Source organism: Psychrosphaera aquimarina (assembly GCF_032461525.1).
Classification (GTDB): Bacteria; Pseudomonadota; Gammaproteobacteria; order Enterobacterales; family Alteromonadaceae; genus Psychrosphaera; species Psychrosphaera aquimarina.
Genome location: NZ_JAWCUA010000010.1, coordinates 112,884 through 135,658 on the forward strand (window position 1 = coordinate 112,884; position 22,775 = coordinate 135,658).

Genomic DNA, 22,775 nt, shown 5'->3' on the forward strand with positions numbered 1-22,775 from the left:
AATTGTTATTAGCATAACAGGCGGAGACGCATAATTTTGATAAATATATTGTATGTTTGTTATCACTTAAATCTATTGTTAGCGTAAAGTCGTGATCAACCTTATTGTTTTAGCGGAGACTTTAGATATGGATTTATTTGCTTTAATTGGGTGAAGGTGGAATGAAGTAAAAAGTAAGATAAAAAAATAGCGCTCAAGGAGCGCTATTTGACTATTTAATATAACATTGGGAAATATTATTCTTCTGTAGCAACAACAACATCTGCTGAGTTACTGTGATAAGGACTGTTGTCATTATCTGTGTCTAGAGATACACCGTCATCATAACTTTCAAAGTTATCTGCATAAACAGATGTTTCTGCACCAGCATCATCAATAGAGAAGATCTTAACGTTATCAACCTGGAACTTACAATCTGCCATGTTGGCACTTGTATCACCTAATTTGAATACAAATGTTGAAGCACCAGAGGCTAAATCAGCAACAGATTCACTATAAGAATTCCATGCGTCTCCAACAGAAGTTCCGTCAATAGATAATGAAACTAGTGGGCCTACGTCAGCCGTTGCATTTGTCGCATCCCAAGTGATTTCTACGTTAGTCCAAGTGTCAGCAGTAAAGCTAGGGCTAGTTAAATCAACCGTTTTATTGCCATCTTGATTTTTGTTACGAATAGCATAATCAGTGTCGTAATCGCTACCATCAATACGTAAGTCTACTAACGCATTATATGAACTAGTAGAAGCGCCATATATAGCGATATAAGCATCTTTCACGTTTGAATCAATAGTACAAGTTGAAGCGGCTGTTTTAGAAAATGACGCTGTTAACTTACCTTTAGAAATACTGCTTACACCATCAGCACTTGAAGATAGTTTGTAACGTAATTCACCCGCATCGTCATCTAATGTATCCATGATTAATGCAACTTTATTACCCGATGTTCCAGGAGCAACGTCACCTTCACTTAGGTTACCGCCATTGCCTTCACCAGAACCTTCACCTTCGCCTGAGCTGTCTTCCATACCATATACAACAACTTCAGCTTCAAATGTTCTGCTACCAAATGGAGAATCATCATTAGAGTCGTCTAATGAATCACCCACCATAAAGTCTTCAAAATCTTCTTCTAAAAGAACTTCAGTTCCAGCAACATCAGAGTAGATATTTAAGTCATTTACATATACAGCATCTGCAGATAGTGAACCATTTGATGACAATCTAACGGTCATCGATTCAACTTCAACACCAGGAGTTGGGTGTTGAGAAGTAAACGGACCATAACTTGTGCCGTCGATCATAACAGTATAAGTGCCCACTTCAGTAGTACTTGAAGTGTCCCAAGTCATTACAATGTCGATCCATTCACCAGCTATAAAGTTTGGAGCATCGATTGCATCTTCATCAATTACACTGCTTGCACTTGTATTTTTACTTGGTACAGCGCCTTCATCAAACGTATTAACACGAAGACCATAAGCACCTTCATTTAATGATAATTCACCAATAAGGCTCTTAGTTGAACCTTCAGTGTCATACAAAGAAATATAAGCTGTTTCTGTTTCAAGTTCACCGTAAAGAATTGAAAGAGATAATTTACCAGTGGTTGTGCCCGATTCAAATTTGTAATACAACTCACCAGTATCGCCATCATCTGAGTCACTAATTTTTGCTACTTTATCCGCGGCAACACCTGTAATGGTAATCGCAATACTCGCTGAAGTACCATCGGCTGAAGTGATAGAGATATTTTCTACTACCGTATCTTCCACACCGGATAAGGCTGCTACAGTAGTATTTTCTGTGTCTAAGGTATAAGTCCACGCACCGTCAGCTGAAATTGAGAAAGTACCGTAGGTGAGTTCCACGTCAGATTGAGCGACAACGGTATCTGCACCATCTGCGTCAGTAACTGTAATTGTACCCGTTGAAGCTGCGCTTGCGTTTTTAGTTATTGTTGCCGTTGTATCACCAGCGAACGTAGCCGCAGAGTTTGCGACAGAAACAGTACTAGAATTTACGGTTTCTGCAAAATCATCGTTATCGGTATAAGACGCAGATACTGAAATGTCTTGACCTACTAAAGCTTCAGTAATGGTTAATGTTGATGTGGTTGCACCTGAAATAGCTGAACCATCTGCCATCCACGTATATGTAATAGCAGAACTATCAACACCGTTTTCATCTGTTACGGTTGCAGTAAGGGTTTCACCTGAAGCGGCAGTGCCAGATATTGTTATCTGACCAACCGTGTTTTCTACGTCATCTGAATCTTCACAGCCCGCTAATGCTAGGGCAATGGCTGAAATAGCAAACAATTTTCTCATTATAATTCTTCCTGTTGATTATTTTTATTTTGACAAGGTTTAGATTATTGGTAATTGCAAAAAGTCTAACTCATGTGGTTCTTAGTATTAAATTGGAATACCAGATTGTCAACCAAAATGTAGACTGATTTATAATCAATTTGGTTTTTATAAAATAATCAAAAGGAATGATAAAGATTTAACTAATTATAAGTTATTGTTTTTCAATGGATATTGTATTCATTAATTCTCTTATTTGGGTTAACCATTTGGTTTTATATTTTTTTCTGTGGTCAAAAAGGTCAACATGGTAAGTTGATTTTTAATGGGTAATGCGTAGGTTAAGTAATAATGGTATTGACCAATTGTCTCTATTTCATATTCAAAAATTGCGACTTTAGTACCAAACTCATTAATCACTTTGTCTTTTTTCCATTTGGCATTTTCATGTGCTTTACGCAGCATCCCAGATAAGGCGTTTTGAATTTTTCGCATTGATTTTTTATCGGCTTGCATCGGATATTGTGTCAACGTTAAGGTAACTGAATTGTCATTATTAGCAAAAGCCGATGATGGTGGAAGTTTTTGACCGCTGTAATATTTTGTTAACTCTTGCTCAGTCATTAGGTTTAAATCACTCGGTAATGACAGGGTTAACGCATTATCAAAAAATGCATAGGTATTTGATTCTGCTTTAATAGATAAAGTGGTAAACAGTAAGATTAGTGGTAGTAATAATTTCATTTTATGCCCTCAATTTGTCTGAATAATTAATGTAGGTTTTCAATTTTATAAAAGGTCGCTTGAACATAATCATGCAGATCGCCAGAGTTGTTTTGGTTATAAACACCGGCTTTGAAGTACATGTACTGGCCACCCTTGTCATAACCACTTTTGCTCATATCCACCGTTTTACTAAATACATCACCGTTTTCTTTAGTGATAGTGACCGTTAGTTCATTGCCAACGACTTTAATTTGATACGAAAATTTTTCGTTTAATTCTATTCCGTTAGTTGGGTTACTTGCGCTGTTGTCCCTTGACCCTATTAATGAATAATAACTGTCGTCGCCGTCTAATATTTCGTGAGCAATATAAATACTGCCTTTATCATTATTTGGTAACTTACGGTAATAAAGCCGTACGGGTTCGTCGTCGTTAGCGTGGATTTGACCTATGATCACTCGGCCAATCTGATAATCTTCCCCTGTCGACGTAACGTGATTGACCGCAACATCGACATTCAAAATACCATCGACTCCACCGGCATTGTTCTGATCTAATTGAGGTGCAGAGGAAAATACCCAGTTGTTTTTATTTACGCCTTGCGTTTTATGTGAACTATTACCCTTACGCAACATTTCACGTAATTCACTACGTACGTAACTTGTATTTTCTGATGTTTTGTAACCTTTAATGGTACTAGAAAATACCAGACCTTCATCTTCACTAACGTAAAAGAATCTTGGATCTTCATAACCTTCGCTCAGGGTACTTTCTTTAATACTGTCGGATTTACCATTACCGTCTTCATCCGTTTGCACACTTAAATACCAATCAATAAGTTCAATATCGTGTTGCGTGTCTTGATGACAGCCAAATGCTTCAAATTCGATCACTCCACTTTGATTATTCAAGCTATTGCCATTTAACGTTAACTTGAGAAAGTATGCGGTTTGTTGATTAGTATTTAGCGATAACTTATCAGCGATAATGTAGTTTTTCTTACTTTGGCCATTAGTAATAAGCGGTTGCCAATTCTCTTTATCTAGTGAACTGGCTATTTCAAAGTAGTTGTATACATCTTGTTTCTGCCAGCTAATAACAAAGTCTTTTAATAACGCTTTATTATTTAGTTGCATGACAATTTCTTGTGGTTTGTTTTCAGATTGCCAATGAGAGTCATTGGTTTTATCGCCATCGTATAAATGAATTAGATTTGCATCCGTGGTACCTGTAGTAATGTTTTCTGCAGATACTATTGTTATTGGATACGAACCATTACAAGATAATGGGGTGGTGTCACTGATATCAATTTCAGTCACCTTGTCAGAATTACTCGTGTCTTCGGTATTAGTTGTGTCTTGACTTTCACTCTCTACGGGGACATTTGTTTTTGTACCAGAGTCGCCTGTCGACTTTTGTTCATTGTGAAATGACAGCTCTTTGCAACTCACAAGTAGAATGGAAAATGTTAATAGTATGTACAACGCTCTAGACATGAGTAACCTCAAAGATTAATGGTAAGTTCGCTCTATTGAGTGATTATTTTTGATACGTTTTACACTAGTGATGAATGAACGGTCAACCAAAATATAAACTTTGGTTTACAATTTGGCGGTTAATTCTAAGGCTAGTTGATTACGTTTTGTGTTCAACTAAGTGATTTATAGAATATAACCCACGGGTTTCATTATTCTTTCTTTTTATTTCTTCTAGAGCTTGGGCTTCGCTTGCGTCAAATAATGAGTTTATCAAACGATTAAAATGTTCATGCATTGCCATACGTGCTGCTTGAGGGTTTCTATTTTTTAACGCGTTATAAATATTTCTATGTTCATCTAAACGTTTATCGACACTACCGTGACAAACATTTGAATAGGCTTCTTTAATATTTTGTTTATGTTCCCTTAAATGCCAAAAATTTTGCACTGCATATAATATGGCGTTATTGCGAGTTGCTGCAGAAATAATGTGATGAAATTCTCTATCTGCGTTTTCTGCATCTATCCCTTTTTCCATTGCAATCAATACCTGGTGCAACCGATTAAGCTCTTCTTCTGTGATACTAAAAACAGCAAGCGCTGCGGCTTCCCCTTCTACTAATGCACGGGCTTGAGTCAGTTCAAATGCACTGACTGGAAGTTGATTCGTGACATCTTGTGCTTTCTCAATGACGTAAACCCCAGAGCTGGTTTTTACTTCAACACGACCTCTAACTTCCAAGGCAATAATGGCTTCACGTATGGTTGGTCGACTTACATTAAACAGGTCTGCTAATACACGTTCCGGCGGTAATCTTCCGCCACAAGGATACTGCCCAGAGTCAATTGACTCCTCAATTTTTTCTACTATTTCCCAAAACAAACGACGGTTCTGCATTGTGATTCTTCTTTATTTATACCGCTAGATGATAATGAATAATTAAATTTTATTGATGTAACTTTATAACAGGAAATAAACAATATGCAAATTGGTATGTCAAAGATTAACCTTTGGTAATGTCAGGAGTTGAAGTTATGGTTAACCAAAGTGGTTGACAATGGGCTAATATGTTGTTTGAATGCACACTTGCTGAATAATAAAAAAATATGAGATCACTCAAAATGGCAACAAACAACAGGCTAAACAAAATCAGTGAGGTGCTTCGTCAGAGCACAAACTTACGTGACAATTTAATTCTCGCTTCTACTTTATTAGGTTTCTTAGCGTTTCCTGCTATATCAGCAGAAGACGACGATAAGAAAAAAGAAAAAGCAGATAAAGAAATAGAAGTTATACAAGTGCAGGGCCTTCGCGGGACAATGACACGCTCTCTTAACGAAAAGAAAAATAGCGTGGCAATTGTTGATGCGGTTGCAGCATCTGATTTTGGTGAATTACCTGGTTTGTCATTGGCTGACATTATCGAAAATATTTCTGGGGCATCAGGTCACAGATTAAAAGGTAGCCAAAACGAAATCTCTATTCGTGGTTTAGGTTCATATTGGGGTTACTCAACTTACAATAACAGAACCATTACTAATGCCGGCCAAGGTCGCGCAGTTAACTTTAAAAAGTTCCCTTCTGAGTTAGTTGATAAAGTTGTCATTTATAAATCTCAACAAGCTGATCTTGTTGAAGGTGGTACGTCAGGTACGATTGATGTTAACTCTCTTAGAGCCGTAGATTACGGTAAATCACAAACAACGGTACAAGCTGCAGGGATTTACAACTCTTATTACAGCGATGTTGAAGGTGAATCTACTCCATTTGGCGGAAGTATTGTTGCTTCAACGGTTCAACAGTGGGAATTAGATGGTCTTGGAGAAATGGGTTTCACGTTAGGTTTAACGCATAAAAAGACATCTAACCCAGAAGAAAATTTTGGTGGTAGTTCTCAAATGGGCGTTTGTGCCCTAAGAAATGCCGCTGGTGATGACTTAATCGCAGGCAGTGAATGTGGTACGGGTCAGCAAGGTGTAAGTGCAGGTCGAGTAGGTCGTGAACCTCAACTAGGTATTGATACTAACCTTGAAGATTACGATCCAGATTCACTTTATTATGTTCCAAAAGACGCATATTGGCGTTCGGTTGATGACACAGATGTGCGTACTGGTGCAGTTGTTACCTTCCAATGGAAACCAAATGCAGACCTAGACATCAATGTTGATTACCAACACTCAGACCTTGAATACACTGAAAAGCGTTATGAATTAGGTTTAAATAACCGTTGGGAATTCCTTGAAGATCAAGTTGTTACCGATGATCACAACTTAGTATATTCAACCGGTATGACACGTCCTCAGTTATTAGATGAAGATAGAAACCAGGTAGATAATTACCGTGGTGGTGGTATTGAAATTGAATATTCACCTCTGGACGACTTAACGCTGACATTAGATATGTCTTACTCAGAATCGACTCGATACTTGGTACGTCATCGTACTAAATTAAGAGCGCCAAACGTAAAAAGTCATGGTAATGGCTATTACAATTACGCGTTAGATTTCACTAACAGTGATGTACCAGTAGTAACTTGGTTGGACTCAGAACGCAGAGGCCCAGGTGATGCTGGTTTTGTATCATCAGAGGTATTTGATGCTTCAGATCTGAATAACTTTGTGCACGATGGCAAAGCTTATGTTGAATATCGTCGCGCCCACGATTACAGAAATGACGATATCTATGCGATTAATTTTGATACGGAATACCAACTAGGTAGTGAGTACTTCTCAAGTATTAAGGCCGGTGTAAGATTCTCTAAAGAACATTTAATTGATCAGTCTAATGGCTCAAGTGCAAACGATGTTTCTATTGGTTTCAATGGTGAAAAAATCGCTGGCGCAACTGATAATGAAGATAAATATGATGGTGGCACTAACTGGTATGTTGAAAATCCAGAAGCCAATTCAGCTTTAATCAATGGCATCATTGATAGCTGTGCAAGTGATCATGTTAATAACAATCATTTTGAAGAAGAATCAGGCGCTGCTGGTGATGTTCCAGGTTACGCTAAATACGATCCAAAATGTTTTATCGGTCAAATCTTAGGTCAACTTCCTGGCGCAACGGGTACTGACTTCTACGATATCGGTGAAAAAGAAGATGGCCGTGATGGTTCTGACAGAGATGTAACAGAAACAATCACTGCCGGTTACGTGATGGCTAATATCGATGCTGAAATATTTAATACACCGGTTTACGGTAATGTAGGTGTTCGTGTTGTTCGTACTGAAACTAACTCCGTTGGCTGGGGTGATAAAGTTTACATTACTTCTTCAGTATACGAAGACGATGAAGACTTATCGGTTTATTCAGCTGAGATCAATGCAACAGGTGAAATCGAACGTTTAACCTTAGACTCAGATTACACTGAAGTTCTTCCTAGCTTGAACTTAACGTGGCAAGTAACCGACGAATTTTATGTTCGTACGGCAGCTTATCGTGCCATGTCTCGTTTCCAAATGAACGCGATGTCGGCAGGCGTAAGTTATGAGACATGTGAAAACGAAAATGACGAGATCTGTAACCCAGAAACCAACACTGACTTATCTGAAGTGATCCGTAGTGGTGACGCAAATGGTAACCATTTAGCTCCTTATACCTCTATGAACTATGACTTATCTTTAGAGTATTACCCAAGTGAAGACGCGACAGTGTCTGCTGCGTTTTATCACAAAGAGTTTAATGGTGGTTATGAAACCGCGATTGAATATCGTGATATCACAGTGAGCTTAGATGGCCAAGATGTGACATATCCAAATGTTGCCCACGTGGTTAAACAAACTTCAGATGATACTTCTACTATTAAAGGGATTGAACTTGCAGGTCAAGTTCACTTTGTTGACTTACCAGAACCATTTGATGGACTAGGCGCTAAATTCGCTTGGAACCGTGCAGATTCTGATTTTGTAACCGAAGAGATTGCAAGCCCTGGTGCAGTAGCTGATGCCAACCTATTTGGTTTCTCAAAAGATGTGGCTTCGGCGTCTATCTACTGGGAAGGCGACAAAACAACTATCCGTCTTCTTTGGAAATACCGTTCTAAATACTTCCAACCAAATGGATTGCCATTCCCAGACCGTTCTCATCGTTATGTTCAGCCAGCTGAATACATCGATATGTCGGCTAAATACAAAATCAATTCATCAGTTAGCCTGTTCTTTAAAGGGTCAAACTTAACCAATACGGCTCAAGTTTATACTCGTGGTAATGATTCAACTATTTCTGATTACTCACGTTCAGGTCCTAAATGGGAGTTAGGTATAAAAGCAAAATTCTAGGTTATTCCTAGTGGTTAGCTTCGGCTGACTGCACTGAGTTTGTGTTGATTATTGATACACAAACTTAATGTCCCCCTTTGCCGTCATTTGATTGCAAAGGGGGACAAGTCTTCAAGGAACGCAGATAGAGCACATTGCTCAACTATATTTTTAAGCGTGCGGTTTCTATCCATTTATTAAATAGAAGCGGCAAATAACAAAGCAAAATTTCGAATGCACACTGCTAATCGGTGAGCCAACAATATGCGAAATAAGCATTTATATATTTAGGAGTTAATTATGTCTAAACCAACTATCGGCTTTATCGGTCTTGGCCTTATGGGCGGCAACATGGTCGAAAACTTACAAAAACGTGACTATACGCTTAACGTGATGGATTTGAATAAAGAAGCTGTTGCTAAAGTACTAGAGCGCGGAAATGCGACTGAAGTATCTTCAGGTAAAGAATTAGCAGAAAAAAGTGACATCGTAATGCTTGCTTTAACAACGTCTAAAGTTGTTGAAATGGTTGTTTATGGTGATAACGGTATTTTAGCTGGTATCTCAGAAGGCAAAACGTTAATTGACTTCGGTACTTCAATTCCTGCTTCTACTCGTAAAATTGGTGCTGATTTAGCGGCTAAAGGCGCTGGCATGATTGACGCACCTCTAGGTCGTACACCTGCTCACGCTAAAGATGGTTTATTAAACATCATGGCAGCTGGTGATATCGACACGTTTAACAAAGTTAAGCCTGTATTAGATGATCAAGGTGAAAACGTATTCCATTTAGGCGCACTTGGTGCCGGTCATACAACTAAATTGATCAATAACTTCATGGGCATGACGACAGTAGCAACTATGTCTCAAGCATTTGCAGTTGCTAAAAAAGCAGGTGTTGATGGGCAGCAATTATTCGACATTATGTCTGCTGGTCCTTCTAACTCTCCATTCATGCAGTTCTGTAAGTTTTATGCAGTAGACGGCGAAGAAAAACTTGGTTTCTCAATCGCTAATGCAAACAAAGACTTAGGTTACTTCTTAGAAATGGTTAAAGACTTAGGTACTGAATCTTTGATCGCAGAAGGCACATCTAAAGGTCTACAAGCAGCAGTTGATGCTGGTCTTGGCCAAAATGATGTTCCAGTTATATTTGATTACTTCTCTGGTTTAGAAAAGTAATTAGCTAGTCTTGAAAGGAGCTTTAAGGGAAGGTTTAGTTTTAACATGCAATTAAACAAAGAACTTATGGCTCCCTCTTAATATACAAGATATCAGTCTTATCAATTATTGAGCTATTGCCACTTATGATGTGGCTATTAATTACAGAAGTCGTATTTTTATACCGCTTCTTTTTTACAAATATAAAGAGTTAATTATGCGATTCATAAGCGGGCACTTAATAAATATATGTTTAGTTCTGGTATCTTTTATAGCTACAGACTTGTGTGCCAAAGAGTACTTAGTCGACAACAAAAAAGCCTACAACAAATTGGCTTCAACCTTGGTTGCTGGGGACACAGTCGTTCTTAAGAACGGTGTTTGGAATGACTTTGAGATTGTATTGCAAGGTCAAGGCAGCAAAAACGCACCAATTTCACTAACAGCTGAAACTAAAGGCAAAGTTATTCTTTCAGGCCAATCAAATTTAAAATTGGCTGGTGAATATTTACACGTTTCAGGTTTAGTATTCAAAAATGGTTTTACGCCAAGTAGTGCCGTTATTGAATTTCGTGTAAACAAAGACAACTTTGCTTATCACTCACGCGTTACAGAAGTGGTGATTGATAATTACAGCAATCCAGATAAAACAGAATCGGATTATTGGGTTGCGTTATATGGCCAACATAACCGTTTTGACCATAACCACTTAGTGGGTAAAAGAAACAAAGGGGTGACGGTTGCGGTTCGTCTTAACAGTGAACAAAGTCAACAAAATCATCACATCATTGACCATAACTATTTTGGCCCTCGCCCTATATTTGGTTCAAATGGTGGAGAAACCTTAAGAATTGGTACTAGTCATCATTCATTAACGGATTCATATACTTTGGTTGAAAATAACTACTTTGATCAAACCAACGGTGAAGTAGAAATTATTTCAATCAAGTCAGGCAAAAATACGGTACGTGGAAATGTATTTTTTGAAGCGCGTGGTACGTTAACTATGCGTCACGGTAACGATAACTTAATTGAAGAAAACGTATTTTTTGGTAATGGCGTAGATCATACCGGTGGCATACGTGTTATCAATAAAGGCCACACCATCCGTAATAACTATATGGAAGGCTTAACGGGTTTCCGTTTTGGTAGTGGTTTTACCGTAATGAACGGTGTTCCTAATTCACCAATCAATCGTTATCACCAAGTTGATGGTGTGACGATTGAAAATAATACTTTAGTGAATGTTGAGCATGTTCAATTAGGTGCAGGTAGCGATGCAGAACGAAGTGCAGTACCAATAAATAGCACATTAAAAAATAACTTAATCATCAACCAAGACAATCAACAACCGTTCACAACGTTTGATGATATGAGTGGTCTTAAATTCTCAGATAATATTGCCAATACCGATGTGCTTAAAGAATTAGCCTACGGGATCAAGAAAGAGGGTGTTGAGTTAAAACGCGGGATAAATGGTCTGCTTTTACCTAAATCAAACGCCATTAAGGCTGGGGTAAAACGCGACTTATCTGTATTAGATAAAAACGCGACAGGGGTAACTTGGTACGCTAAAAAACCAGCTGTTGTTGCCTTTGAGTCAGGTGTTACACATACAGTGAAAGCCAATTCAAATGCCTTATTAGCCGCAATTGAAAAAGCAAACTCGGGCGATGTATTAGTCTTAGAGTCCGGTCAATATAACATTCCTAAAATCGTCATTGTGGATAAGACATTAACGATAAAAGCCAAAGAACAATCAAAAGCAACAATCACTTATGAACGCTCTACCTTATTTGAAATCCACGACGGCGGCAGTTTAAAACTAGATGGCTTAACCATTACCGGTGAAAGAAGTCCTGATTATGCGGGTAACAGCGTTGTGCGTACCAAAAAATGGGGCATGGTAGAAAACTATCGTTTTGTTTTAATCAACTCTACGGTAAGCAACCTAGACATCAACCACTCTTATAGTTTCTTTATGACCGGAAAAGTCGCGTTTGCTGATGATGTTTCTATTATCAACAATACGTTCACTAACGTAACCGGTGACATATTACGTTTAAATACAGAATACGAAGATTTAGGTATTTATAACGCTGAGTATGTAAATATCAAAAATAACCAGTTCACAGACGTACAAGGTAGCATCGTTAAGTTATACCGTGGTGGCTCGGACGAAAGTACCTTCGGCCCTCATTTGTTTATGAGTGATAACCAACTTAATAATGTTGGACTTGGTAAACGTAATAAAGATGGCTCAAGTTTGTACGCTCATGGTGTTCAGGTAACAGATATTTCTAGCAATACCATAGTGAACTCAGCACCAATCATCATTGAACATACTGTAGGTGAACCACAAACAGCGATTACCAGTAACGTATTTGACGGTACGCAAGCTCCTAGTGTGACTGAGTTACGTGTAAAAGGCCCACATACCGCTAAGCTAATAAACAACAAGGTTAAATAAAAATTATGTTGAATTTAACTAAAAAAGTAGCAGCGATTTTTTTAATAGCGAGTGTGTTTGCGATGAGTTCATTGGGTGTAAATGCCAAACACCCTAATTTAGTAACTACCTCTGAAGACGTGCAGTTAATGCGTGACGCGATTAACGTTGAAGGCCGTTTTGCAACGACTTACAAAAAGTTAAAAGCGCAAGTTGATGCACAAATGCAACAACCAATGGCAGTGCCTGTGCCTAAAGACGGCGGTGGTGGTTATACTCATGAACGCCATAAAAAGAACTATCAGTTAATGTATAACGCGGGCATGATTTATCAATTAAGCCAAGACGAAAAATACGCTGACTTTGTTACCGATATGTTGTTGCAGTACGCAAATTTATATCCAAACTTGCCACTACATCCTGCTAGAAAAATGAAGTCGCAAAACCCGGGTAAGTTTTTCTGGCAAAGCCTGAACGAAGCCGTGTGGTTAGTGTATACCATTCAGGCTTATGACTTAGTTTATAACGCGTTAAATGCATCTGAGATCAAAAAAATAGAACAAGAGTTATTAAAACCGGTTGCGCTGTTTTTATCTGAAGGGCAACCATCTACGTTTAATAAAGTTCATAATCATGGCACTTGGGCAACAGCCGGAGTAGGTATGGCTGGCTTTGTTATGAATGAACCTGAGTGGGTAGAAAAAGCATTATATGATTTACAAAAATCGGGTAAGGGCGGTTTCTTAAAACAGATAGAGCAGTTATTTTCACCGCAAGGTTATTATAACGAAGGCCCGTATTATCAAAGATACGCATTATTCCCTTTTGTTACCTTTGCTAAAGCAATAGAAAATAACCAACCTGAACGTAAAATTTTTGAACAGCGCAATGGGTTATTATTAAAAGCCATAAATACAACTATTCAACTTAGCTACAACGGCTTATTTTTCCCAATAAATGATGCGATTAAAAGTAAAGGCATTGACACCATTGAGCTAGTTCATGGGGTAACCATTGCTTATGGATTAACAGGCAATACTGGTTATTTAGATATCGCGCAGCAACAAGACCAAATCATTTTATCTGGCGATGGGTTAAAAGTCGCTAAAGCGTTAGATAAAAAATTAGCAACACCTTACCAGTTTAAATCAGTGGCATTTGGTGATGGTAACGACGGTAAACAAGGCGCATTAGTTATTATGCGAAGTGTTACTGAAGATTCAGACTTTAATAGTACTCAAACCGTATTGTATAAACCTGCAGCTCAAGGTTTAGGTCACGGTCATTTTGATAAATTAACTTGGCAGTTTTATGACGCCGGAAATGAAATCGTTTCGGATTATGGTGCTGCTCGTTTCTTGAATGTTGAAGCTAAATTTGGTGGTCGTTATTTACCAGAAAATGAAACCTATGCTAAACAAACCGTGGCACATAATACCGTTGTCGTCGACGAGACAACGCACTTTAATGAAAATGTGGAAGTAGGTAATGCTAACTACCCGACACTTAACTACTTTGAAACCAACAATTTTGGTACGGTTTCAAGTGGCAAAATAAGCACGGCGTATGAAGGTGTTGAATTAGAGCGTACGTTAGCACTTGTTAACCTTCCTGGTTTGGACAACGCAGTTGCGTTAGATTTATTTAATGTAACTTCAGATGATAAACATCAGTTAGATTTACCTTTGCATTATCATGGTCAGCTTATTGAAACTGACTTCCCATTAGTGGGTAATACCAATAGTTTAAAACCAGTAGGTGCTAAAAACGGTTACCAGCATATGTGGTTAAAAGCACAAGCGACCCCTGAGCAAGGGTTAGCTAAAGTAACGTGGTTAAATGAAAACGGTCGTTTTTATACTCAAACCAGTTTAGTTAAAGGTAATGAATCATTTTTATTCACCCAACTAGGTGCCAATGATCCTAACTTTAACTTACGTAATGAACATGGGTTTATCAGACGTGTTGAAAATACCAAACAGCATAAGTTCATTTCATTGTTAGAACCGCATGGGTTATATAATCCAAGTAAAGAGTTCACTTTAGAAGCGGCAAGTCGTGTTTCTGGACTAGCGTTTACCGAGCAAGATCAACTGGCTCTTATCAAAATCGATATTGCAGAACGTTCATATTTGGTTGTTATCAACCAAGCTGAAACGGATCAGAAATTGACAACTGAATTCAAATATAACAATAAAACATTATCACTAAATGGCCGTTTGGCTGTTTATGAGCTGAATAATCAATAGGAGTTAATAATATGAAGATGCAAAATGAAAGTGCACATTTTACTGACGGCGCTACGGCTGAGATTGAAGATATAGGTGGCGGTTTACGTCGTCAAATGTTGGGTTTCAACGACGAGTTAATGGCGGTTAAAATATATTTTGACGAAGGGGCTATTGGTTATAATCATGCCCACAGACACTCTCAAATTACTTATGTAGTAGAAGGGGAGTTCCACTTCAATATAGACGGTGTGACCACGGTAATGAAGCCAGGAGACAGCTGTTACATTCCTCCTTTTGCAGATCATGGAGCTACTTGTCCTACCGGTGGCATCTTAATTGATACTTTTAGTCCAGCTCGTGAAGACTTCTTAGAGGAAAAATAACATGAAAATTCAAGGATTACGTTGGTGGGTAATCGCATTAATTGCGCTTGCTACCATAATAAATTATATCGACCGTTCAGCATTAAGTGTTTTATGGCCTGATATCGTAGAAGACTTATTTCCGGACGAGTCTGCGTTAGAGCGTAAACAAATTTACGCTACCATTTCAGTGGTATTCGTATTTGCTTATGCATTTGGTCAAGCCATCTTCGGTAAGATCTTCGACTGGATTGGAACCAGAATTGGTTTTGTACTTTCAATTGGTGTTTGGTCATTAGCGACCGCGGCACATGCCTTTGCTCAAGGTGTATTAAGTTTCAGTATTTTCCGCGCCATTCTTGGTGTTGCAGAAGCCGGTAACTGGCCGGGTGCAGCTAAAGGTAATGCAGAATGGTTCCCAACCAAAGAACGTGCATTAGCACAAGGTATCTTTAACTCTGGTGCTGCCATTGGTGGCATTGTTGCAATTCCACTTATTGCATTCTTAACCATATATTTCAGCTGGAAAATGGTGTTTGTGATCATTGGTTTAGTGGGTCTTTTATGGTTAGTGCCTTGGATGGTATTAGTAAAAGCGCCTCCTGGTAAACACCCATGGATCACAGAAGAAGAACGCGCATATATCTTAACTGGTCAAAAACGTGAAATTTCTGCTGAAACCGGTGTTGAAATTGATGAATATAACCCGTCAACGACTGAACTATTATCTCGTAAACAAAGCTGGGGTGTGATCATCGCATCTGCGGCGATAGACCCAATTTGGTGGTTATTCGTATTTTGGATCCCTATTTATCTAAATGAAGTTTACGGCATGGACGTAAAAGCGATTGGTATCTACGGTTGGGTTCCTTATGTTGGAGCTATGTTCGGTGCTTGGTTTGGTGGCTTACTTGCTCAAAACCGCATTAAAGCCGGTTGGGATACAAACAAAACACGTAAGTTTGTTATTACTTTAGGCTGTTTAATTATGCTGCCTTCATTACTGGCGATGTCTAATCCAGGCGCACCCGTTAATGCGGTATTAATCATGGCCGTTATCTTATTTGGTTTCCAAACGGCAATTGGTAACGTGCAAACACTACCAAGTGACCTTCTTGGTAAAAAGTCTGTGGCAACATTAGCGGGCTTCTCTGGTATGGCCGCTAAATTAGGCGCGGTTGGTTTAACGTCTTTAGTTCCAATTTTAACTGCAGATGGTAACTACTACCCTGCATTTATCATAGGTGCATCGTTAGCAATCATTGCTATGGCGGCGGTTTGGATCTTAATTCCAAGAGTTGAACCTCTAAAGCCAAAACAGTAAACAGCTAAAAAAACAGCAATACTCAAATGACACTGTGAGGTTGTTTGGGTATTTGCATCACACATTTAATTTAAAGTTAATAAGTTTTGAAAATGAAAAATATTTATTTTTTTGGCGAGTGCATGATTGAGTTACGCTCAATCGAAGAAAGTTTGATGCGTCAATCGTTTGCCGGTGATGTTTACAATGCTGCTGTGTATTTAAAGCGATGCTTTCCAGCTATTAACTCTTCGATTGTGACATCTGTTGGTCAAGATAATTTAAGCGACAAAATGATCGGTGTGTTTGCTGAAGAAGAAATAGATACAGAATTTGTTTTCAAACATGACACTAAAATCCCTGGTATGTATTTGGTTGAAACCGATGATGTTGGGGAAAGAAGTTTTACCTATTGGCGTAGTGACGCCGCTGCGCGTTATACAATGGAACTGTTCAACGACGACGCAATCGCAAAATTAAAATGTGCAGACATGTTTTTCTTTTCTGGCATTTCATTAGCGATTATCAAATCTGAACTAAGAGACTCATTTTGGCAAATGGTTTGGCAATTAAAAGACGCGGGCGTTCAAATTGTATTTGATCCTAATTATCGTGCTCGTTTATGGGCATCGGTAGACGAAACCAAATTATTATATGACCTAGCACTGCAAGTTAGCGATATTGTTTTACCGGGCATTGAAGACTTTAATTCAATTTACGGCCACACCAGTTTTGACCATGTAAAAACATTCTGTAAGCCATACAACATCAAAGAGTTGGTGATCAAAGATGGACCAAATGGTGTTTTGGTTATATATGACGGTGAAGAAACCTTCATTGATATTTTACCGGTTGAAAACGTTGTGGATACCAACTCAGCTGGTGATTCGTTCAACGGTGCGTATTTGGGTTCTCGCCTTACAGGTCGCTCAATAACAGATGCTGTTCAATTAGCGGCAAAAGCAGCGGGCACGGTTATCCAGTATCCAGGTGCAATCATTCCTAAAGAAGCATTTGATTCAATTAGGCAGTAACCGATCTTAACGCTATTTTTCGTTTAATAGCGTCAAAATTTAATGGCACAGACCATAACTAGTCTGTGCCACCTTCAACATTTTAATTATTATTGTAAGAGTAAAGGAATTTAGATGACTTCTTTTTCTAGTTTAATGGGTTCACAAACATTATTGCCTATCATTCAGGCCGACACACCTGAACAAGGTGTCAATATTGCTAAAGCAATGGCCGCCGCGGGGTTAAAACTTGTTGAAGTGGTATTACGTACAGAGCAATCTTTAGCAGCCCTTAAAGCAATAAAAGAACAAGTTCCTGAATTATTAGTAGGTGCAGGTACGATTACCAATAAAGAAATATTGCAGCAGGCAATTGATGCAGGTTCTGACTTTATTGTTACTCCAGCAGTGTCTGACAAACTACTAAGTCATTTAACCAAGTGTGGCGTACCTGTATTACCAGGTGTTTCAAACACGGGTGATATTTTAATGGCTATCGAACACGGGTTTACTGAATTGAAATTATTCCCAGCATCTTTGTCTGGTGGCGCACCGTTTTTATCGGCGGTTGGCTCAGTATTCCAAGGCATTAAATTTTGCCCAACCGGTGGTGTGTCAGAGCAAAACAAAGGCGATTACTTATCTCTAAACAATGTTATTGCCGTTGGTGGTACTTGGGTTTGTCCAAAAAACTGGGTAGAAGCAGAAGATTGGCAAGCCATTACCGATGCTTGTAAAAAAGCGATTCAATAATAGGTTATCCAAGATGTCTCAATTATCAGATGTATTGGCTGCGGGCGTTATTTTAGGTGATGACGTTCAAACCTTGTTTAATCACGCCAGAGCCAACCAATATGCATTACCAGCGGTTAATACCGTTGGTACTAACTCAATTAATGCCACTTTAGAAGCGGCAGCTAAAGTTAATTCCCCCGTTATTATTCAGTTATCAAATGGTGGCGCCTCTTTCTTTTTAGGAAAGGGCGCAAAACTACAAGGCCAAGATGCAGCCGTTAAAGGTGCTGTAGCCGCGGCTAAATACGTTCATGCCGTTGCTGATTCATACGGTGTGCCAGTGTTATTGCATACCGACCATGCCGCTAAAAAATTATTGCCTTGGGTTGATGGGTTGTTAGACGAAAGCGAAGCGCATTTTAAACAAACCGGAAAACCTTTATTTAGTTCACACATGATTGATCTTTCAGAACAACCATTGGAAGAGAATATCGCTATTTGTGCTCAGTACCTTGAGCGCATGAGCAAAATGGGCATGACGTTAGAGATAGAGTTAGGTTGCACTGGTGGCGAAGAAGATGGTGTTGATAATAGCCATATGGATGCGTCGGATTTATATACCCAACCGGAAGACGTTGCCTATGCCTATGAAGAGTTATCAAAAATTTCTGATAAATTTATTATTGCAGCCTCATTTGGCAATGTTCACGGTGTATATAAACCAGGTAATGTTGTACTAACGCCTGAGATACTAAAAAATTCACAAAAGTATGTGTCTGACAAATTTGACTTACCACATAACAGCTTAAACTTTGTTTTCCATGGTGGTTCTGGTTCTGAGCCTGAAAAAATTGCCGAGTCATTAACCTATGGCGTTGTTAAAATGAACATAGATACTGACACGCAGTGGGCGAGTTGGTCTGGTGTTCTAAATTATTACAATGACAAACAAGCATACTTGCAAGGTCAAATCGGTAATCCTGATGGCGACGACAAACCTAATAAAAAACATTACGACCCTAGAGTTTGGTTGCGTAAAGCAGAAGAGTCTATGGTGACACGTTTAGAGCAATGTTTTGCTGAGCTTAACTGTATTAATCGTTATAACTAAATCTTATTGGTAGATAAAATTATGAAAAGACTGGTTCCTGTTTTAAAGCAAGATGGCGTTGATTTAGATTTAATCATGTTAATTCGTACTATCTTAGCGGCTTCTAAAGAAATTGCATTTAGAGTTAGCCAAGGTGCTTTAGCAGGTGTTTTAGGTTCAACATTGGATGAAAATATTCAAGGTGAAGTGCAAAAGAAACTCGATGTATTATCTAATCAGCTGTTAAAAGACATGTTGTTGGATGATGACACCGTCAGAGCGATAGCATCGGAAGAAGAAGATTATGTGGTTGGCGGTCATGAAAATGGCAAATACATCGTTGCTTTTGATCCACTAGATGGCTCTTCTAACATAGATATTAATGGCCAAATAGGCACAATATTTACCATATACAACGCCAGAAACGACGTGCCTTTTGATAGTGATGAACAATTTCTACAATCGGGTTCTGAGCAAGTGTGTGCCGGTTATGTATTGTATGGTGCATCTACTATGTTGGTGATGAGCACAGGCGGCCCAACACGTTGTTATACCCTAGATTTAACCCATGGTGGTTACCTGTTAACTCAAGATGAAATGTCGATTCCAGCAGACAGCAAAGAGTTTGCGGTGAACATGGCTAATTATCGTTTTTGGAATAATGACGTTCAGAAATTTTTTGATGATGTGTTATACGCCAGTGATGAATATAACAAAGCGTCAATGCGCTGGAATGCGGCTATGGTGGGAGATGTTCACCGAGTTATTAGTCGAGGCGGCATCTTTGTTTATCCAAGCGATAGCCGTAAAGGTATTGAAAATGGCAAGATTAGACTGTTATACGAAGCCAACCCGTTAGCGATGTTAGTTGAAAAAGCAGGCGGTTTAGCGGTATCTAACAACCAAGCGCGTATTTTAGATATCAAACCAAACACATTACATCAAAGAGTGCCTGTGATTATGGGCTCTACTAATTTAACCAAGAAGTTAAATTTTAGTTAGGTCTATTCAGTACAATTTGATTAATAAAAAAGCCCCATATTAGAAATAATAAGGGGCTTTTTTACGTTCTTTTTTTAGCTTCTCAAACTCGCAACTCGAAACTCTTAACCTTTCGGAGCCATCGACTGGCTTAAATCAATCTTAGAAAAAGTAACGCTAGTATAATCGCCATTGGCTTTATCTTCAGCCCAATCACCTGTGCCAGCACAAGCTGCATACCAAACACCTTTTGCATCTTTAGTTGAACATTGATTGTAAGCACCAGCTTTAAAGTATAACCAATCACCAGTGTAACCAGCTGGGTGATCAAGCGTGTCTACCTTGCCATATGGGTCTACATTGTTTGATAAATCAACTTGATACTCTACCGTTGGTTTGTTCGCTTGGGTAAAAGTTAAATACATAATGTTTTGGTGAACATTGATGGTATAGCTAAACTCTTCTCCTAACGCGATTCCCGCGTCACCAGGATCAGCTGGATTTTCCCATGTATAACCCCAAACTGGATGTGCAATGTCGGTACGGTTTGGATCTGCTTTTGCTAAATTACGTTCGTAGTTCCAAAACACAGAACCGGTTTTGTGCCCAGGCCATTTTTTATAATATATTTTAATTGGTTCGTTACCCCAACCAAAACCATCACCGTCGGAAACTAAGTCTTTATCTTTACCTGCATATATTTGTCCTACAACCACAGAGTAAGCTGGTTTTTTAGGGTGTTTTGCATTTAATGCAACGTGATTCACTTTTAAAGTAGCGTCTAATCTTCCACCAACTTGACCAAAATAAGCCGAATCTGGATGTGCCGCTATAGCAAAGTTATTGGCGTACGCTTTAGTGCTGATAGAGGTATCCATACCGCGGATCATTTGTCGTAATTCACTACGTGTATTTGATGAGTTTGCCGATGTGAATGCTTTATTTGGTACCGTAAAAACTAAATCGCCATTTTCATCAGTATAAAAAAGTCAGGGTGCTGGTAGCTGGCTAATTCTTTGGTATCAATTTCGTCAACTTTGCCATTGCCGTCAGTATCTGTAGGTACAGTAATTTTCCAGTTAGATAAATCAATCTTGCTCTCTGGTGCATCTGACGTGCTAGCACAACCGGCAAGCAATATGGTTAAAGGTAATAAGGGCAGAAGTTTAAACATCGTATTCTCCTAATAAATACAGTAATTCTATGAATAAAAAGTACGTTGTTAGTATCTTCACTCAGTAACCATTAAACATGTGTAAGTTGAATTAAAACTTAAGCCGTGCACTGCCTTATAAAATAACAAGTCGCACGTTGTAATGTGATTAATTTATAACTTGAGCTAACCAATCTTGTATTTTATAACGAAAGGCAAGTTATATTACATTGTGACCAATTTATCAATATTGTATTACCAAATATTTAATTGGTTAACCAATGTAACTGTAAAGTATTAAGTGGCAGTAACAAATGGAATTTTAATGTGAAAAAAAACATAAGGGGGCATGTGTTCTGTCAACAAAGTCCAGTTTAAACACAAGTTGGTTATGATAATGCGAGGGTAGTCATCTCTTTTATATAAGGGTTTACCTTCCAACTATTCGGGTTCCAGCCTAGTAAAAATCGATAAAAGTCAGCCCACGCAATAGGGTATAATCGCGAGTATTCTGCACTGAGTTGGTCAAAATCTAAAGTCGGGTGTGTTTGAGTTAAGGCCAGTTTTAAAGCCTTTAAATATAGCTCAAGTATCTGGTCGCCATATTTCTCAAGACTAGTTTGTTCCAGCGCACTACCGGCTAAATAGGCTAAATCCACTACACCAGCGCCTTTGCCAACATATTGAAAGTCCACCGCTGCTACATCACATTCATTAGTATGAAAACACAAGTTCTCAAATTTAGCGTCACCATGAATTAAGGTTTGATACTTAGCATTTGTTAAACAACGATCGAGCTTGGTTGCGTGTTGTTTTAACTCACCCTCTGGCATAACAGCCAATTCATCTTGACGGGTATCCAAATGCCAATACCCACCTTGTGACCAAAGGCCATCGGCGGTATTAAACATAAATGTACTATGAAAGTTAGCTAGCCAAGTAATGGCAAGTTTGAGTTTGTGCCAATCGTTTTTATCCGCACTAATGTTATAACCACTGGCGTGTAAATCTTCCATAACTAACAAACAGCCATCTTCTAATTCCACAATTTTGTGTAATGCTGGGACTTTGCAGTTTTGAGCACACAGGCTTGAATATCGACGGTAAAACTCAGTTTCTATTTGGTACGATCTAACTTTACGCTGGTGGCTATTGTCGGTATTCCAACCTCTTGGGTGCTCAGTTGCAGAATTGGAAGTTTGAATATACTTAACAATATAACTTAGGTTTTTATGTTTACTGTAACAGCGCACGATACTGCCATAACCACTCCAAAGTGCTTGTAATTGCTCTACAAATACAACTGAATTATCTTGCATTGTTTGCTGTAATTTTGGTAATAGGTTTTGAACAAACGGGCTGTCTGAATGCACATTATTTTTTAGTTTTGAAGTCATAACGCAGCAAGGGATAAGTTTTAGGGATAAGTTATTTATCCAGTTTAAACGAGGGACGTATTCTTGGCTAGGTCGGGGTGTTAGGCCAAGGTATATTAGACAAATTGGATTTTACTAACTTAGTGGACAC

15 protein-coding genes and 1 pseudogene are annotated in these 22,775 nt (G+C 38.6%); 10 read left to right on the forward strand and 6 right to left on the reverse strand.

The window, feature by feature from the left end; genetic code table 11:
- Nucleotides 1-236: 236 nt before the first annotated feature.
- The 4 genes from RT723_RS12420 to RT723_RS12435 all read right to left on the reverse strand — a co-directional run bounded on the left by RT723_RS12420 (nucleotide 237) and on the right by RT723_RS12435 (nucleotide 5,408).
- On the reverse strand, nucleotides 237-2,327 hold the full coding sequence (locus tag RT723_RS12420) for a VCBS domain-containing protein (protein ID WP_315947391.1): 2,091 nt from the start codon (nucleotides 2,325-2,327) through the stop codon (nucleotides 237-239).
- 240 nt (nucleotides 2,328-2,567) lie between these two features.
- On the reverse strand, nucleotides 2,568-3,050 hold the full coding sequence (locus RT723_RS12425) for a hypothetical protein (RefSeq protein ID WP_315947392.1): 483 nt from the start codon (nucleotides 3,048-3,050) through the stop codon (nucleotides 2,568-2,570).
- 26 nt (nucleotides 3,051-3,076) lie between these two features.
- Complete coding sequence (locus RT723_RS12430) at nucleotides 3,077-4,528, reverse strand: polysaccharide lyase family 7 protein (RefSeq protein WP_315947393.1); 1,452 nt, start codon at nucleotides 4,526-4,528, stop codon at nucleotides 3,077-3,079.
- A 139-nt stretch (nucleotides 4,529-4,667) separates the two neighbouring features.
- Complete coding sequence (locus RT723_RS12435; RefSeq protein ID WP_315947394.1) at nucleotides 4,668-5,408, reverse strand: FadR/GntR family transcriptional regulator; 741 nt, start codon at nucleotides 5,406-5,408, stop codon at nucleotides 4,668-4,670.
- Between the two features lie 224 nt (nucleotides 5,409-5,632).
- Between RT723_RS12435 and RT723_RS12440 the strand changes: the two genes are divergently transcribed.
- From RT723_RS12440 to RT723_RS12485, 10 genes are all read left to right on the forward strand, one after another.
- Nucleotides 5,633-8,791 carry a TonB-dependent receptor gene (locus tag RT723_RS12440; RefSeq protein WP_315947395.1) on the forward strand — a complete coding sequence of 1,053 codons (3,159 nt, stop codon included), beginning with the start codon at nucleotides 5,633-5,635 and terminating at the stop codon, nucleotides 8,789-8,791.
- Between the two features lie 279 nt (nucleotides 8,792-9,070).
- Nucleotides 9,071-9,952, forward strand: a complete 882-nt coding sequence (locus RT723_RS12445) for an NAD(P)-dependent oxidoreductase (protein ID WP_315947396.1) — start codon at nucleotides 9,071-9,073, stop codon at nucleotides 9,950-9,952.
- A gap of 196 nt (nucleotides 9,953-10,148) precedes the next feature.
- The gene (locus RT723_RS12450) at nucleotides 10,149-12,401 is read left to right on the forward strand and encodes a chondroitinase-B domain-containing protein (protein ID WP_315947397.1); all 2,253 of its coding nucleotides are present in this window, start codon (nucleotides 10,149-10,151) and stop codon (nucleotides 12,399-12,401) included.
- Nucleotides 12,402-12,406: 5 nt separating this feature from the next.
- Nucleotides 12,407-14,629 (forward strand): heparinase II/III domain-containing protein, encoded by a 2,223-nt coding sequence (locus RT723_RS12455; RefSeq protein ID WP_315947398.1) that lies wholly within the window; start codon nucleotides 12,407-12,409, stop codon nucleotides 14,627-14,629.
- Between the two features lie 17 nt (nucleotides 14,630-14,646).
- Nucleotides 14,647-14,994: a cupin domain-containing protein gene (locus tag RT723_RS12460; RefSeq protein WP_216056500.1), complete on the forward strand. Its 348-nt coding sequence runs from the start codon at nucleotides 14,647-14,649 to the stop codon at nucleotides 14,992-14,994.
- A 1-nt stretch (nucleotide 14,995) separates the two neighbouring features.
- Nucleotides 14,996-16,297 carry an MFS transporter gene (locus tag RT723_RS12465; RefSeq protein ID WP_315947399.1) on the forward strand — a complete coding sequence of 434 codons (1,302 nt, stop codon included), beginning with the start codon at nucleotides 14,996-14,998 and terminating at the stop codon, nucleotides 16,295-16,297.
- Nucleotides 16,298-16,389: 92 nt separating this feature from the next.
- On the forward strand, nucleotides 16,390-17,310 hold the full coding sequence (locus RT723_RS12470) for a sugar kinase (RefSeq protein ID WP_315947400.1): 921 nt from the start codon (nucleotides 16,390-16,392) through the stop codon (nucleotides 17,308-17,310).
- A gap of 114 nt (nucleotides 17,311-17,424) precedes the next feature.
- A complete protein-coding gene (gene eda, locus RT723_RS12475) occupies nucleotides 17,425-18,042 on the forward strand; it encodes a bifunctional 4-hydroxy-2-oxoglutarate aldolase/2-dehydro-3-deoxy-phosphogluconate aldolase (protein WP_315947401.1) in 618 nt (205 codons plus the stop codon).
- Between the two features lie 13 nt (nucleotides 18,043-18,055).
- Nucleotides 18,056-19,135 carry a class II fructose-bisphosphate aldolase gene (fbaA, locus tag RT723_RS12480; RefSeq protein WP_315947403.1) on the forward strand — a complete coding sequence of 360 codons (1,080 nt, stop codon included), beginning with the start codon at nucleotides 18,056-18,058 and terminating at the stop codon, nucleotides 19,133-19,135.
- Between the two features lie 21 nt (nucleotides 19,136-19,156).
- On the forward strand, nucleotides 19,157-20,116 hold the full coding sequence (locus RT723_RS12485; RefSeq protein WP_315947404.1) for a class 1 fructose-bisphosphatase: 960 nt from the start codon (nucleotides 19,157-19,159) through the stop codon (nucleotides 20,114-20,116).
- A gap of 104 nt (nucleotides 20,117-20,220) precedes the next feature.
- On the opposite strand, the pseudogene RT723_RS12490 reads toward RT723_RS12485, so the two are convergent.
- A pseudogene (locus RT723_RS12490) lies at nucleotides 20,221-21,269 on the reverse strand (polysaccharide lyase family 7 protein).
- 368 nt (nucleotides 21,270-21,637) lie between these two features.
- Complete coding sequence (locus RT723_RS12495; protein WP_315947406.1) at nucleotides 21,638-22,645, reverse strand: phosphotransferase; 1,008 nt, start codon at nucleotides 22,643-22,645, stop codon at nucleotides 21,638-21,640.
- Between the last annotated feature and the right edge of the window lie 130 nt (nucleotides 22,646-22,775).